A 14,773-nucleotide genomic window follows, 5' to 3' on the forward strand; every position below is an offset into this window, starting at 1 on the left:
TTATTTCCATATTTGCATTCGGCGCGATAAAAACAGCATACTATGCCCTATGCCCCGGGACGCAGCCGAAGAACCCGCCCAGAAGATGCATCTGTCAGCAGATATATCATGCCATCCGGCCCCATACTGACATCGCGGATACGTTCACCCAAATCCTCAAGCATTCTTTCCTCGCCGGTAATCCGGTCATCCTCCCGGTCCAATCGCACCAGCAAACGACCGGCAAGTGCTCCGACAAAAATATCCCCCTGCCATTCGTCAACGGCATCGCCGGTATAAAACGCCATGCCCGACGGCGCGATCGAGGGGACCCAATAATGGATTGGCTGTTCCATGCCTTCCTTCTCTGTGCCGACACCTATCTCGCCGCCAAAATATTCCTGCCCGTGGGTTATGACTGGCCAGCCATAATTCTTTCCGGCTTCGGGTATGTTCACCTCGTCTCCGCCGCGGGGGCCGTGTTCATGAAGCCATAACTCCCCGCTTTCAGGGTTCAATGCCGCCCCTTGTGGATTACGATGACCATAAGACCAGATTTCGGGCATGACCCCGTCCTGGCCGACAAAGGGGTTGTCATCCGGCACGGAACCATCCGGTGCAATACGCACGACCGTTCCAAGGTGGTTACCCAGATTTTGTGCCTCGTCTCGCAATGAAGATCGTTCGCCCAGTGTCACAAACAGATTGCCGTCCGGCGCAAACACCAGCCGCGATCCAAAATGCTTGTTGCCGCTATAGGATGGTTGCTGCTGAAAGATGACTTCGACATTTGATAACCACTTGTTGCTGTCATCAAGAACCGCGCGGGCAACCGCCGTCGCATTTTCTCCCTGACTGCGTGGCTCGGCGTAGCTCAGATAAACCCGGCGGTTGCTTCCAAAATCGGGATCAAGCGCAATGTCAAGCAGCCCACCCTGCCCCGAAGCATAAACCTCGGGCACGCCGCTCAGCCCTGCGGACAAACTTCCATCCGGTGCCATCAGCCGAAGCCTCCCTTCCCGTTCGGTAATCAGGGCTGATCCATCCGGCAGGAAAACCATCGCCCAAGGATAACTCAGCCCGGTTGCGACTTCTTCGACAATGATCGTGCCATGTTCGGTCTGTTCACGATGGATTTCTCTCGCCTGCACCTGTACCTGCGCAAAAGGGACAAGCGCGAAAATTATCATTATCACGAAACCCGCAAGGACGGTCTTGTTCCTGTGGTCAATTACAACAGATGTCATCGCTGCCTCTCCTCATGTGACTGACGGAGAATATGACTTGCTGTACAAAACAGCCAATCCGTCGTCCTAAATCATTGCCGGATTAATGATGATTGTTGTTCAAACGCGGGCGAGGCAAGGACGTTCCTCAACACAAACCTGTGAGTGTGAAGCAAATCTCAGTACTGGAACGGACCATACGTCTCTTGCTGCAGGGTAAAAGATTGTATACAGATCAAACGCTTAGATAACGGGTATCTGCACGACAGGTTTGAATATATCCAGACCGTTTTGATACTCCAACTCCTCAACATAAATACAAACGGGCAGGAGGAACATCCGTGCTTCTTCAACTTTTCCCTTTATGGGCCGCGCTTCTGTCGCTGCTGGCCTATTTTGTACCGGGGGCTTTTACATCCATGAGCGGGGCGATCATCCCGCTTCTGACGGTCATTATGCTGGCGATGGGCCTGACGTTAACCACGCGCGATTTTGCAAATGTTGCAAAAAGCCGCAAGGCAATGGCGGTTGGTGTGGCGCTGCAATTTTTGATCATGCCTGCGGCGGCATGGTCGGTGGCAACCCTGTTTGGTTTTGGGCCTGAACTGATGATCGGCATGCTGCTGGTCGGCAGCGTTGCGGGTGGCACATCATCCAATGTCATGTGCTATCTGGCCAAAGGGGATACCGCGCTGTCGATTTCAATGACGGCGGCCTCGACCCTGATCGGCGTTTTCCTGACCCCGGTTCTGGCATCATTCTTCGCCGGACAAAGCATTGATGTTCCGGTTCAACCGATGCTGATGACGCTTCTTCAGGTGGTTCTGGTCCCTGTTGCGATCGGGGTTGCACTGAATGAATTCGCATCGAAATGGGTACGCAAGATCGAAGGGCTTTTCCCCTATGTCTCGATGTTCGCGATCCTTCTGATCATTGCGATTGTTGTTGCTCTCAATGCCGGGAAGATTGCGACGGTCGGTCTGATTGTCGCTTTCGCCGTTATCCTGCACAACGCCATTGGCCTTGCTCTTGGTTATGGCATCACGGCCCTGCTTGGATTTGACCGCAAGATTTGCCGCACCATTGCCTTTGAAGTCGGTCTGCAGAATTCTGGCCTTGCCACGGCACTGGCGTTGAAATTCTTCACGCCGGCAGCCGCCCTGCCCGGCACGCTATTCAGCGTCTGGCACAATATTTCAGGCTCCCTTCTCGCCGGATATTGGAGCCACAAGCCGATTGCAGACGATGCGGATAGTCCTTCCAAAACCCGTCCCAAATCTGCCTGATGCATTACCCATAAGGTAATAATCGCAAAATGAAACAGGCCAGTGACAGTTGATGTCACTGGCCTGTTTCATTTTGCGATCTTCCAATCACGGACACGCACAATATTACGGCGAGCCGCCATTCGTCCTAACAACCCGCACCGCACTATCTCGGCGCCATTGTGCTGGCGTCACCCCCATATGCTTTTTGAACGCCCGCTGAAAGGCCGCTTCGGACTGATAGCCTGCCAAATCGGCAACTGCCCCGGTCGAAATATTGCTTTTCTCCAACTCCTTCGCTGCCAGCGTCATACGAATATCGAGCAGAAAGTCATTGGCCGAATGGCCCAAACGTTCCTGAAAATGGCGTACCAGAGTAGCGCGCGACATATTGCAGATATCGGCAAGTTCCGGCAGGGTCCATGCTCGCGCCGGATCATCAAGCATTGCCCCCAAAGCCGGGGCAAGCCGCGGATGCCCCGCAAGAGCCAGAAGCCCCATCGGTGCGTTTTCGGATTCACTGGCAAGACGCAGGACGAGTGTGAACAGGGCTACCGAACAGGCATTAAGCATCGCCCTGCCACCAAGACACTCGCCATCGGCCTCAGCCCGCATCAGGGCCACCAGATTTGCCAGACGACTATCGGTCGTATTATTTCCCCGGCTTTCGGTCTGAATGCCAGCACGAACAATCAGCCTTTCGGGCAGATAACGCAGCAACACCCGATCATAAGGGGATTCCAGAAAAAAGCTGCCGCACAGCATGTCGAACTGTTCGCCCGTACCGCTGTTTTCGTTGATCACGACATTGATCCCATCACGCCGCACAACCGGTTTGGCTCGTTGTCCACTGCCGTCGTGCAGGTTATGTGCCTCGCCCCCCGGCAATAAAAGGATATCCCCCGCCATCAGACGGGTTTTCCCCAAACCAGCGGAATCCTCCAGAACAGCTTCCCCTTTTAGCACAATGTGATAGGGGATCTCACCTTTTGCTACAGCATCATGAGACAATGCCCAAGGCGCACCAAAGGAACAACGAATATCCAGAGAACCCCTTACCGGCATCAGGGCAAACAGGTGGCTGAGCCAATCGACGTTCGGCAACATTGCCCCCTAAAATGAAACTATTGAGCATATTTTCAATACTTAACAACATTAACAAACTCACTTCCTGATCGTAAAGTCCGTTCATAGACAACACGAACTTACACCAAGGAGTTACACATCATGTCTCGTATTTCTTATCCGGCGATTGAAACTGCAACCGGTCCCGCCGCCGAAGTTTTTGCCCAAGTAAAAAAAGCCGCAGGCAGTGTGCCAAACGCCTATGCCACCATCGGGTCACTGGCACCCGATATACTCAAAACCATCCTGAATGCTGAAGGTGTTCTGGCATCGGCTACGCTTTCCAAACAGGACCGCGAAACCATCAAGCTGGTGGTCAGTGAGGTGGCCGGTTGCGACTACTGTGTAGCAGCCCACAGCTTCCTCGGCAAATTGGCCGGCATTGCCCCGGACACTCTTTCCGATATTCGCAATGGCACGCCCACTGGTGATCCAAAACGCGATGCTCTGATAGGATTTGTCCGTGCGCTGCAACAATCAAACGGCACAGTTGCCGAGGCTGACTTCAACGCCATCAAGGCGGCAGGATACAGCGATGCCCAGTTGGTTGAAATCAGCCTTGCGATTTCGCTGATTACTTTCACCAACATCTTCAACCGCATCAATGACACTGTCGTCGATTTCCCGTCCATTGACTGACCTCGCTTCTGGTATCTTCCCTCCCTATGCAAACACCCCGCAGTCCATGGCTTCGGGGTGTTTGTGTTTCCGGAAGAAAGCAGCAGCGTTTTATTCCACCGTAACCGATTTCGCGAGGTTCCGTGGCTGGTCGACATCCGTACCCTTGTGGACCGCCACATGATAAGCCAGCATCTGAACCGGGATGGTATAAAGGATGGGAGCCACGAAATCGGCAACCTTGGGTAGTTCGACCGTGGCCGATGCCATATCGCCAAGCTTCGCAAGACCCTCTGCATCCGAGAGGAAAATCACCCGCCCGCCACGTGCGGCTGCTTCCTGCATATTCGAGGCCGTTTTTTCAAAAAGTTCATCGGATGGCGCAATCACGATGATCGGAACCGACTGATCAATCAGGGCAATCGGCCCATGTTTCATCTCACCCGCCGCATAGCCCTCGGCGTGAATATAGGAAATTTCCTTAAGCTTCAGCGCCCCTTCCATCGCAATCGGATAGCCAAGACCACGGCCCAGATAAAGCACATCGCGCGCATCGGCGATATTGATCGCAAGCTCGCGGATTTCATCATCATGATGAAGGACTTCGGCCGCATGTTTCGGTACTTCGGTAAGCGCGTTGACGATGGCGGCTTCCTCGTCCTTGTCCAGCGTCCCGTTATCGCGCCCGATGGTCACGGCAAGGCAGGCCAGAACCGTCAATTGCGTGGTAAAGGCCTTGGTCGATGCCACACCGATTTCCGGCCCGGCATAGGTCAGCAAGACCACATCGCTTTCGCGTGCAATCGTGCTTTCGGCCACATTGACGATGGAAACAATTTTCTGCCCCTTGGACTTCGCATAACGAAGGGCTGCCAGCGTATCAAGCGTCTCGCCCGATTGCGAAAGAAACAGCGCAACGCCCCCTTTTGGAAGCGGCGGGCAGCGATAGCGGAATTCGGATGCGATATCGACATCAACGCCAAGCCCGGCATAGCGTTCGATCCAGTGCTTTGCCACCATACCGGCATAGAATGACGTGCCGCACGCCACAATCGTCAACCGGCTGACATCGTTAAACGAAAACGGCATATCGGGCAGCTTGATCGTCCTCGTCGCCGGATTGATGAAGGCATGCAACGTGTCACCAATCACGGCTGGCTGTTCGAAAATTTCCTTCTGCATGAAATGGTTATAGTTACCCTTGCCCATCATGGCTCCGGAAACAGCCGAAAGCTTTGTTTCACGGGTAACGTCATTGTCATGCTCGTCACGGACCTGAACACCATCGCGGGTCACTTCGACCCAATCACCTTCTTCAAGGTAAATCAGCCTGTTGGTCAGATGCGACAACGCCATCGCGTCCGAGCCAAGATACATCTCGCCCTCGCCCAGTCCAACCGCAAGCGGCGTGCCACGGCGCGCACCAAAAATCACGTCATGCTGCCCGGCAATCATGATCACCAGCGCAAAGGCCCCCTCAATCCGATGTAATGTGGCGGCGACTGCGTCACGCGGGGTTTTGCCCTGATCAAGGAAGTCGGAAACCAGATGCACAATCACTTCAGTGTCGGTATCAGTGGCAAAAGCCCGGCCCTTGCCGGAAAGCTCCGCCTTGATTTCCTGATAATTTTCGATGATGCCATTATGCACGACGGCAACCTTGCCATCGGTGTGCGGATGGGCGTTGTTTTCGGTCGGAACCCCGTGCGTCGCCCAGCGGGTGTGACCAATCCCGAGATCCCCCGCCAACGGCATTTCCGCAAGACGGTTGGCAAGATTGATCAACTTGCCCTCGGCCCGGCGACGGTCAATATGACCATTCACAAGGGTCGCAATCCCGGCACTGTCATAACCCCGATATTCAAGCCGTTTAAGCCCCTCGAGAATACGGTCACTGACGCTGTCCTTGCCGATAATGCCGATAATGCCGCACATAGTGTTGTCTTCCCCGTCGAAATTTGCCAATCGCGCGACTGCGGCGCGTTAATTACCGTTATTTGCCCAAAAGGGCCTTCATCTTTTCACGAAACAGTTTGGCCCAGCCCGGCTTATCCAACCGCTGTGCCCTCTCGATCACCAATGCGTCGGCCTCGACGGTTCCGGTAATGGTGCTGCCTGCACCAATGATCGCGCCATCGCCAATCTTGACGGGTGCAACAAGGGCAGAGTTCGAGCCAATAAATGCACCTGCCCCGATGTCGGTATGCTGTTTGCGGTATCCGTCATAATTGCATGTGATGGTCCCGGCCCCGATATTGGCCTTGGCCCCGACGCGGGCATCACCGATATAGCTGAGGTGATTGACCTTCGCGCCGTCTTCAACAACGGCCTTCTTGATCTCGACAAAATTGCCAACCCGCGCCCCTGCGCCAATTTCCGCCCCCGGTCGCAAACGGGCATAGGGCCCGATATCGGCTTTGTCGCCCACAACACAGCTTTCAAGATGACTGAATGCCTTGATCGTCACATCATCGCCAACCGTAACACCCGGGCCGAAAACCACATTTGGTTCGATAACCACGTCACGGCCCAATCTGGTGTCGCTGGCCAGATAGACGGAAGCCGGATCAATCAGCGTCGCCCCATTGGCCATCGCCACCTCACGCAGGCGTGACTGCATAATCGCTTCGGCCACGGCAAGCTGGCTTCTGGAATTCACGCCAAGTGTCTCTTCCTCGGCAACCTCGACGGCAACGCAGCTATTGCCGTTTGCACGCGCCACCTCGACCGCATCAGTCAGGTAATATTCGCCCTTGGCATTGGCATTTCCAATTGCTTCAAGGATTTCAATCATGCTTTCAGCACGGAAGCACATCACACCAGAATTGCAGAAATTGATCGCACGTTGCGTTTCGTCACATTCCTTGTCCTCAACAATCGCCAGCAATTCGCCATTTTTTGGATCGGTGACAAGGCGCCCGTAACCGGCAGGGTCTTCCGGACGGAATCCCAGAACCGCAACCGCGTGATCGCCGTCCTCACGCGCAGCCATAAGTCGCGAAAGGGTTTCCGCCCTGAATAGCGGGCTATCGGCATAAAGCACAAGGACATTGTCCGTAAGGCCGCGAAGGGCCTCTTTGGCGGCAAGAACCGCATGTGCAGTGCCAAGTCGATCAGTTTGTTCGAATGTCGGATGGGGGGAAACGGCTTCAACCAGCTTGGGCATATCCGGGCCGACAACAATCAGGGTTTTGATTGCGTTCAGATGGCCCGCCGTATCAATCACATGATTGACCATCGGTTTGCCTGCAACCTTGTGCATGACCTTGGGGATCGCGCTTTTCATTCGCGTTCCCATACCCGCAGCCAAAACCACCACACTTAATTCACGCGACATGCTTTAACCCTGTAGTGCCATGCGTTGCATGGCGTCCCCTTTTTTCGATCCGGGTTACATCCATCTGCCCGAACCTGCCACAGCCAATTTGAAGCAACTCCTAACCCATATTCCCCAAAGGCAAAAGCCCCGAAAGAATCACGTTTTGTTACTTCGTGTTAGTGGATGTTACCGTTTGTTAATGGCACCATTTCGGTTAAGGTCGGATAAACCTTTATCCGTTTTCAGAGGCGGTCCCCCAAAATGGCAAAATTCATTCTGTTCGATCTTGACGGCACCCTGATTGACGGGGTCGATGACCTGCTGTTTGCGATGAACGAACTGCTTGCCGCCCATGGCCTTGCCCCGCTGGTTCGCCATGAACTTGAAGCCATGCTGGGTGACGGCACAAAAATGCTGACCAAGCGTGCCTTTACTGCGCGCGGGATCAATCCTGAAGCCGAACAGCTTGACGAACTCAACATCGATTTCACGCTGCGTTATGTCGCAACCGACTATGCCCATACCAGACTATATGACAATGCCGAAACCACCCTTCGCCAACTGGTATCGGAAGGCTGGACCATTGGCCTTGCATCAAACAAGCCGACCGCACCATGCCGACGCATTCTTGATCTGCTAGGGATTTCCGACCTGTTCGCCGTCATTGCGGGTGGCGACTCAACAACCGTCAAAAAGCCCGATGGTGGCCATTTGGCATTCGCCCTCGACAAAGCCGGATATGACCGGGCACACGGCGATATTGCCATCATGGTTGGCGATCACGGAAATGATGTCAATGCCGCCCGTGATTTTGGCATTCCTGCCATCGCCGTTGCGTTCGAGGTTGACGATACGCGCGCCAAAAGCCTTGGGGCAGATGCGGTTGTAACCGCGTTTGAAACTTTGCCGAACGTGATCGGAAAAATCGCCAAACAGCCTGCTTGACACCTTTTGACCCCGCCCTTATAACCCCGCGCTACCGACGGAAAACAAGCTGCCCAACCGGGCCGCGATTTCCGAATTCGGGCGTATAGCTCAGTTGGTTAGAGCGTTCCCTTCACACGGGAGAGGTCACAAGTTCGAATCTTGTTACGCCCACCATTTCCCCCAAGAATTTAAGCTCCTCATACAATTTATATGCCGGTTACTTACCGGATAAATTTCCCGCTGCATTTGTATGAAAAATAAAAAAACCGGCCAGCAGTTTCCTGCCGACCGGTCGGAGTACGCAATCAACGCTATCGCGTCTTGCGGGAGCTTTGGTCTAGTGGCTGTCCTTCGGAATTTCCTTGCCGCGATGACCGACGAGGAAGTCGAAATCGGCCCCCTTGTCCGCGCCAATAACGCTTTTGTAATACAGCGATGCATAACCGCTTTCGGGTACCGGCACCGTCGATTTCCAGTTATCAAGACGCTTTTTAAGCTCCGAGTCACTGATATCGAGATGCAGTTTGCGATTTGGCACATCCAGTTCGATCATGTCGCCATTCTGCACCACCGCCAACGGCCCACCGGCAGCGGCTTCGGGGGATGTATGCAGGACGACCGTGCCATAGGCAGTACCGCTCATGCGGGCATCGGAAATGCGCACCATGTCAGTAATACCCTTGCGCAGCACCTTGGGCGGCAGGCCCATATTGCCTACCTCGGCCATGCCCGGATAGCCTTTTGGCCCGCAGTTTTTCAGGACCATGATGCAGTTTTCATCGATATCAAGGCTTTCGTCATAGATCTTGGCCTTGTAATCGTCGATATCTTCAAACACCACGGCACGACCACGATGGGTCAGCAAGGCCGGTGTTGCAGCGGAAGGCTTCAAAACCGCACCATTGGGCGCAAGGTTGCCTTTGACAACCGCAATGCCGCCGCTTTGCGTCAGGGCCTTGTCAAACGGACGAATGACATCGTCATTCCAGTTCTGAACATCCTTGACCTGATCCCACATGGTGTCACCCGAAACGGTCAGCGCATCGTTATGCAGCTTGCCCGCCTCGCCCAGCGCCTTGATGACCACCGGCAAACCACCGGCATAGAAGAATTCCTCCATCAGGTATTTGCCCGATGGCTGCAAATTCACAATCGTCGGAATATCACGACCCAAACGGTCCCAGTCATCAAGTGTCAGATCAATGCCGACACGACCGGCAATGGCAAGCAAATGGATAACCGCATTGGTCGAACCGCCAATCGCACCATTGACCCGGATTGCATTTTCAAACGCTTCCTTGGTCAGAACATCGGACGGTTTCAGATCGTCCTTGACCATCTGCACGATCCGGCGACCGGTGATATGCGCCATCACGCGGCGGCGACTGTCGACGGCCGGGATCGCAGCATTACCCGAAAGCGCCATGCCCAATGCCTCGGCCATGCTGGCCATAGTGGATGCGGTGCCCATCGTGTTGCACGAACCGGGCGAACGCGACATGGCGATTTCGGCCTCAAGGAAGTCCTCGGTGCTGATCTTGCCAGCCTTGCGGTCTTCGGAAAGCTGCCAAAGCGACGTACCCGAACCGATATCCTGCCCGCGCCATTTCCCGTTCAGCATCGGCCCGCCGGTGACCACAATCGCCGGAATATCCACACTGGCCGCCCCCATCAAAAGCGCCGGGGTGGTTTTATCGCAGCCAACCATCAGGACAACACCGTCAAGCGGCGTTCCGCGCAGGGCTTCCTCGACATCCATGGCCGCAAGGTTCCGGAACATCATGGCCGTCGGACGCAATGTGCTTTCACCCGCCGAGAAAACCGGAAATTCAAGCGGCAAACCACCGGCTTCGTAAATGCCATGTTTTACCCGTTCAGCCAGATCGCGCAGATGCGCGTTGCACGGGGTCAATTGCGACCAGGTATTGCAAATCCCGATCACCGGGCGACCGTCAAACAGATCCGATGGCAGCCCCTGATTCTTCATCCAGCTGCGGTGATAGATATTGTCCTTGCTGGTTCCGCCGAACCAGCCTTCCTGCGAACGCAGGACGCGGGGCCATGCTGCCGGTTTGAACTTCGTCATGCCCGTTCTCCTTTATGAGTTTTTATTGAGACGGGTCCGATCCCGCACGGATGTGGCATTCCGTATGGGGGACTTTGAACAGCACAGTTTTGCAATTGCCATATCCGGGCAACCGATCCTGTCAAAAACTGTGCCGTTCCTCGTCTGCATGTTGTTACGCTTTATTCTTGTTATAGACGTCGAATATCACGGCGGCGAGCAACACCAGGCCCTTGATAACCTGCTGCCAGTCAATACCGACACCGATGATCGACATGCCGTTATTCATGACCCCCATGATCAGGGCGCCAACCACTGCACCAATCACCTTGCCAACCCCGCCCGACATCGACGCACCGCCAATAAAGACCGCCGCAATCACGTCAAGTTCGAACGCAAGACCGGCTTTCGGTGTTGCTGTATTCAAACGCGCGGCAAACACCAGACCGGCGAGTGCGGCAAGCATGCCCATATTGGCAAAGGTCAGGAAAGTCAGGCGTTTGGTATTGATGCCCGAAAGCTTGGCCGCTTTTTCATTCCCGCCCAGTGCATAAATGCGCCGGCCAAGCGTGGTGCTGTTGGTGATGAAGGTAAAGATCGCAATCAGAAGCGCCATCACGATCAGAACATTCGGCAATCCGCGATAGGTCGACAGAAGATAGCTGACATACAGGATAGCCAGACCGGCCATCGCATGCTTGGCAGCAAAAACCATCATTGGTTCTTCGATTTCAGCAAATTTCGCCTGCTTGGCACGTGAACGCAAACCAATGATCGGCAGGATCACGGCAATCGCAACGCCAAGTACCATCGAAAAAATATTAAAGCGACCTTCGATCAAACCGGCAAAGAAGTCCGGCAGGAAGCCCGACGACATCGCCTGGAAGCTTTTCGGGAACGGACCGACCGATGCCCCGCCCAGAAGGGCAAGTGTCAAACCTTTGAAAACCAGCATACCGGCCAGCGTCACGATAAAGGACGGAATGCGCCAATAGGCCACCCAGTAACCTTGTGCTGCCCCGATGAGAGCCCCGACAACAAGGCAGGCAGGGACAACCACAATGGTCGGCAAATCCCAGTAAACCAGCATTACCGCGGCCAATGCGCCGATAAAGCCGACGACCGAACCGACCGACAGGTCGATATTGCCGCCAACAATCACCAGCAGCATGCCAACTGCCATGATGATGATATAGCTGTTTTGCAGGAACAGGTTGGTCAGGTTGACCGGTTTGAGCATCACGCCATCTGTCATCACCTGAAAGAACGCCAGAATGGCGATCAGCGCGACCACCATGCCATATTCGCGCATATGCGTGCGCAGGTAATATCCGATCGATTTGCTGCTGGAAATATCCGTCATTGTCTGCTTCCTCACGCTTTCAGGATCATGCGCATGATTTTTTCCTGATCGGCATCACTTGCCGCCAGTTGCCCTTTGATCTCACCTTCGTTCATCACATAGATGCGATCACACATGCCCAGAAGCTCCGGCATCTCCGACGAGATCATGATGACCCCCTTACCGTCGGCCGCCAGCTGGTTGATAATCGTATAAATCTCGTATTTCGCACCAACATCGATGCCACGTGTCGGCTCGTCCAGAATAAGGACTTCCGGCCCGGCAAACAGCCATTTTGCCAAAACAACCTTCTGCTGGTTCCCGCCCGACAGATTGATCACCTTCTGCGCGACATTCGGGGTGCGAATATTGATTTTCTTGCGGTAATCCTCGGCCACCTGGCGCTCGGCACCTTCGTTGATGACGCCGCGTTCGGCAACCCCGTCAAGATTGGCCAGCGTGATATTGGTCGTGATGCTTTCTTCAAGCACCAGCCCCATTTCCTTGCGGTCCTCGGTCACGTAGGCAAGACCCGATGCAATCGCCTTTTCAACGGTCGATACATCCGCGGGCTTGCCATTGATCAGGACCTCGCCGCTGATATCCGCGCCATAGGCACGGCCAAAGATGCTCATGGCAAGTTCGGTTCGCCCAGCCCCCATCAGGCCGGCAATGCCGACAACCTCGCCTGCCGCCACATCAATGCTGACATTCTTGACAACCTTGCGTTCGGGATGCATCGGGTGGGTGACATTCCAGTTACGCACTTCCATCAGCTTGTCTGTACCGATATTGGGTGTGCGATCCGGATAACGGTGCGCCATGTCGCGTCCGACCATATCCTTGACGATATCGTCTTCGGTAATTTTGCCCCCACGGGCATCAAGGGTCGAAATCGCCTTGCCATCGCGAATGACCGTGATGCGGTCCGCAACGCGATTGATCTCGTTCAGTTTGTGCGAAATCAGGATCGACGTGATCCCCTGCGCCTTGAATTCCAGCAACAGGTCCAGAAGCTTCTGGCTGTCATTTTCCTGCAAGCTTGCTGTCGGCTCGTCAAGGATCAGAAGCCTGACCTTTTTGGACAACGCCTTGGCAATCTCAACAAGCTGTTGCTTGCCGACACCGATATTCGTAATCAGTTCGCTTGGCGTTTCGCGAAGGCCGACTTTCTTCAAAAGCTCACCCGTGCGGGCAAAAGTCGCGGGCCAGTTGATCACACCATTTTCACAGATTTCGTTGCCCAGAAAGATGTTCTCGGCAATCGACAGCAACGGCACAAGTGCCAGTTCCTGGTGAATGATGATGATGCCGCGCTGTTCGCTGTCGCGGATATCCTTGAATTCCTGCACATCCCCGTCATAAAGGATGTCACCTTCATAGGACCCGATCGGGTACACGCCGCTCAATACTTTCATCAGGGTCGATTTACCGGCCCCGTTTTCGCCGCAAAGGGCGTGGATTTCACCACGTTCCACCTTCAGGCTGACATCGTCCAGCGCCTTCACCCCCGGAAAGGTTTTGGTGATGTTGCGCATTTCCAGGATGGTATCCATCCGGTCCTCCCACTGCCGATGCTTTCACAACGGCGCTATTCTCGCTCGCAGTCTTGTTTGACTGTTACTGCACGTCAGACAGCACAGAAAAAGGCGGGCCAGCATATCAGAGCGAGCCCGCCCTTCATTACATTCAGATCAACGGATTACTGGACTTCGTCTTTTTCGTAGTAACCCGAACCCACCAGGATTTCTTCCCAGTTGGATTTATCAACCATGACCGGTTCCAGCAGATAGGACGGCACGACCTTGACACCATTGTCATAGGTTTTGGTGTCGTTGATGGTCGGCTCTTTACCGGCAAGAACGGCGTCAACCATCGAAACGGTGACACGTGCAAGTTCACGGGTATCCTTGAAGATCGTGGAATACTGTTCGCCGGCAAGGATCGATTTGACCGACGGCAGTTCGGCGTCCTGACCGGTAACAACCGGCATTTTCATGTCACCGGAGCCATAACCAACGCCCTTGAGCGACGACAGGATACCGATCGAAAGACCATCGTAGGGGGACAGAACACCGTCTACCTCATCGTCGGTGTAATAAGCCGACAACAGGTTATCCATACGCGCCTGCGCAACCGCACCATCCCAGCGAAGCGTACCGACCTTGTCCATGCCCATCTGGCCGGATTTGACCACAACAGTGCCTTCATCGATCAGCGGCTGCAGAACCGACATTGCACCGTCATAGAAGAAATAGGCGTTGTTATCGTCCGGCGACCCGCCGAACAATTCGACATTAAACGGCGGTTCGCCCTGTGCCAGAAGACCGTCAACAAGCGAAGTCGCCTGCTGCACGCCAACCTGGAAGTTGTCAAAAGTCGAATAATAATCGACATTCGCACTTTCACGGATCAGACGGTCATAAGCAAAAACCTTGATCCCGGCTGCCTTGGCGTTTTCCAGCGCATTCGAAAGCGTGGTGCCATCAATTGCCGCAATCACAAGGACATCGACGCCCTTGACGATCATGTTTTCAATCTGGGAAAGCTGGTTGGGAATATCGTCTTCTGCATATTGCAGATCGGTTTTGTAACCGGCGTCTTCGAACTGCTTGACCATGGACTCGCCGTCCGAAATCCAGCGTGCCGAGGATTTGGTGGGCATCGCGATCCCGACATATCCTTTTTCATCGGCATGTGCATAGCTGCCGGAAATCATCGGGCTCATCATTGCGGCCGCGCCAAGGGCGACCCCTGCCATTACGGCACTGAGACGTTTCATATCTTTCCTCCCTAAAAGACACGGCCTTTACAGCCTTTTGCCCGACTTTCCAGGCAAAGCTGCCTGTATGCGCCGTGTCTTTGTTTTTCGCTTGGTGATGCATCCCGTTTTCCCGCGGGGTGCGG

11 protein-coding genes and 1 tRNA gene are annotated in these 14,773 nt (G+C 54.4%); 4 read left to right on the forward strand and 8 right to left on the reverse strand.

Translation table 11 applies throughout. The annotated features are described in order from the left end of the window. Window positions 1-47: 47 nt before the first annotated feature. Window positions 48-1,226: a PQQ-dependent sugar dehydrogenase gene (locus tag LG297_RS13920; RefSeq protein WP_404421224.1), complete on the reverse strand. Its 1,179-nt coding sequence runs from the start codon at window positions 1,224-1,226 to the stop codon at window positions 48-50. Window positions 1,227-1,546: 320 nt separating this feature from the next. On the opposite strand from LG297_RS13920, the gene LG297_RS13925 reads away from it, so the two are divergent. Next, window positions 1,547-2,491, forward strand: a complete 945-nt coding sequence (locus LG297_RS13925) for a bile acid:sodium symporter family protein (RefSeq protein ID WP_404421226.1) — start codon at window positions 1,547-1,549, stop codon at window positions 2,489-2,491. A 105-nt stretch (window positions 2,492-2,596) separates the two neighbouring features. Here the strand turns inward: LG297_RS13925 and LG297_RS13930 are convergent, their stop codons facing one another. Further along, the gene (locus LG297_RS13930) at window positions 2,597-3,577 is read right to left on the reverse strand and encodes a cupin domain-containing protein (protein WP_404421228.1); all 981 of its coding nucleotides are present in this window, start codon (window positions 3,575-3,577) and stop codon (window positions 2,597-2,599) included. Between the two features lie 120 nt (window positions 3,578-3,697). Here LG297_RS13930 and LG297_RS13935 point away from each other — a divergent pair, with 120 nt between their 5' ends. Then, window positions 3,698-4,234, forward strand: coding sequence for a carboxymuconolactone decarboxylase family protein (locus tag LG297_RS13935; protein ID WP_404421230.1), 537 nt, complete (start codon window positions 3,698-3,700; stop codon window positions 4,232-4,234). 90 nt (window positions 4,235-4,324) lie between these two features. Here LG297_RS13935 and glmS read toward each other — a convergent pair whose 3' ends face one another. After that, window positions 4,325-6,148 (reverse strand): glutamine--fructose-6-phosphate transaminase (isomerizing), encoded by a 1,824-nt coding sequence (glmS, locus tag LG297_RS13940; RefSeq protein WP_404421232.1) that lies wholly within the window; start codon window positions 6,146-6,148, stop codon window positions 4,325-4,327. Between the two features lie 58 nt (window positions 6,149-6,206). Further along, a complete protein-coding gene (gene glmU, locus LG297_RS13945; protein WP_404421234.1) occupies window positions 6,207-7,550 on the reverse strand; it encodes a bifunctional UDP-N-acetylglucosamine diphosphorylase/glucosamine-1-phosphate N-acetyltransferase GlmU in 1,344 nt (447 codons plus the stop codon). A 243-nt stretch (window positions 7,551-7,793) separates the two neighbouring features. On the opposite strand from glmU, the gene LG297_RS13950 reads away from it, so the two are divergent. Both LG297_RS13950 and LG297_RS13955 read left to right on the forward strand, forming a co-directional pair. Next, window positions 7,794-8,477, forward strand: a complete 684-nt coding sequence (locus tag LG297_RS13950; protein ID WP_404421236.1) for an HAD hydrolase-like protein — start codon at window positions 7,794-7,796, stop codon at window positions 8,475-8,477. 79 nt (window positions 8,478-8,556) lie between these two features. Next, a tRNA-Val gene (locus LG297_RS13955) sits at window positions 8,557-8,633 on the forward strand. A 163-nt stretch (window positions 8,634-8,796) separates the two neighbouring features. Here LG297_RS13955 and araD read toward each other — a convergent pair. The 4 genes from araD to chvE form a co-directional block, all read right to left on the reverse strand. After that, window positions 8,797-10,545, reverse strand: a complete 1,749-nt coding sequence (araD, locus tag LG297_RS13960) for an L-arabinonate dehydratase (RefSeq protein WP_404421238.1) — start codon at window positions 10,543-10,545, stop codon at window positions 8,797-8,799. 154 nt (window positions 10,546-10,699) lie between these two features. Next, complete coding sequence (gene mmsB / locus LG297_RS13965) at window positions 10,700-11,887, reverse strand: multiple monosaccharide ABC transporter permease (protein WP_404421240.1); 1,188 nt, start codon at window positions 11,885-11,887, stop codon at window positions 10,700-10,702. A gap of 11 nt (window positions 11,888-11,898) precedes the next feature. Beyond that, window positions 11,899-13,422: a multiple monosaccharide ABC transporter ATP-binding protein gene (mmsA, locus tag LG297_RS13970; protein WP_404421242.1), complete on the reverse strand. Its 1,524-nt coding sequence runs from the start codon at window positions 13,420-13,422 to the stop codon at window positions 11,899-11,901. A 146-nt stretch (window positions 13,423-13,568) separates the two neighbouring features. Then, window positions 13,569-14,648, reverse strand: a complete 1,080-nt coding sequence (chvE, locus tag LG297_RS13975; protein WP_404421244.1) for a multiple monosaccharide ABC transporter substrate-binding protein — start codon at window positions 14,646-14,648, stop codon at window positions 13,569-13,571. Window positions 14,649-14,773: the final 125 nt, after the last annotated feature.

Origin of the sequence: Thalassospira australica, assembly GCF_044790785.1 — a bacterium.
Taxonomy (GTDB): Bacteria; Pseudomonadota; Alphaproteobacteria; order Rhodospirillales; family Thalassospiraceae; genus Thalassospira; species Thalassospira australica_A.

Excerpts from the sequence above, each read along its gene's own strand:
- LG297_RS13935 (WP_404421230.1), top strand. The coding sequence starts at position 3,698 with ATGTCTCGTATTTCTTATCCGGCGATTGAAACTGCAACCGGTCCCGCC.
- LG297_RS13930 (WP_404421228.1), bottom strand. The coding sequence starts at position 3,577 with ATGTTGCCGAACGTCGATTGGCTCAGCCACCTGTTTGCCCTGATGCCG.
- LG297_RS13950 (WP_404421236.1), top strand. The coding sequence starts at position 7,794 with ATGGCAAAATTCATTCTGTTCGATCTTGACGGCACCCTGATTGACGGG.
- glmU (WP_404421234.1), bottom strand. The coding sequence starts at position 7,550 with ATGTCGCGTGAATTAAGTGTGGTGGTTTTGGCTGCGGGTATGGGAACG.
- glmS (WP_404421232.1), bottom strand. The coding sequence starts at position 6,148 with ATGTGCGGCATTATCGGCATTATCGGCAAGGACAGCGTCAGTGACCGT.
- araD (WP_404421238.1), bottom strand. The coding sequence starts at position 10,545 with ATGACGAAGTTCAAACCGGCAGCATGGCCCCGCGTCCTGCGTTCGCAG.
- LG297_RS13920 (WP_404421224.1), bottom strand. The coding sequence starts at position 1,226 with ATGACATCTGTTGTAATTGACCACAGGAACAAGACCGTCCTTGCGGGT.
- mmsA (WP_404421242.1), bottom strand. The coding sequence starts at position 13,422 with ATGGATACCATCCTGGAAATGCGCAACATCACCAAAACCTTTCCGGGG.
- mmsB (WP_404421240.1), bottom strand. The coding sequence starts at position 11,887 with ATGACGGATATTTCCAGCAGCAAATCGATCGGATATTACCTGCGCACG.
- chvE (WP_404421244.1), bottom strand. The coding sequence starts at position 14,648 with ATGAAACGTCTCAGTGCCGTAATGGCAGGGGTCGCCCTTGGCGCGGCC.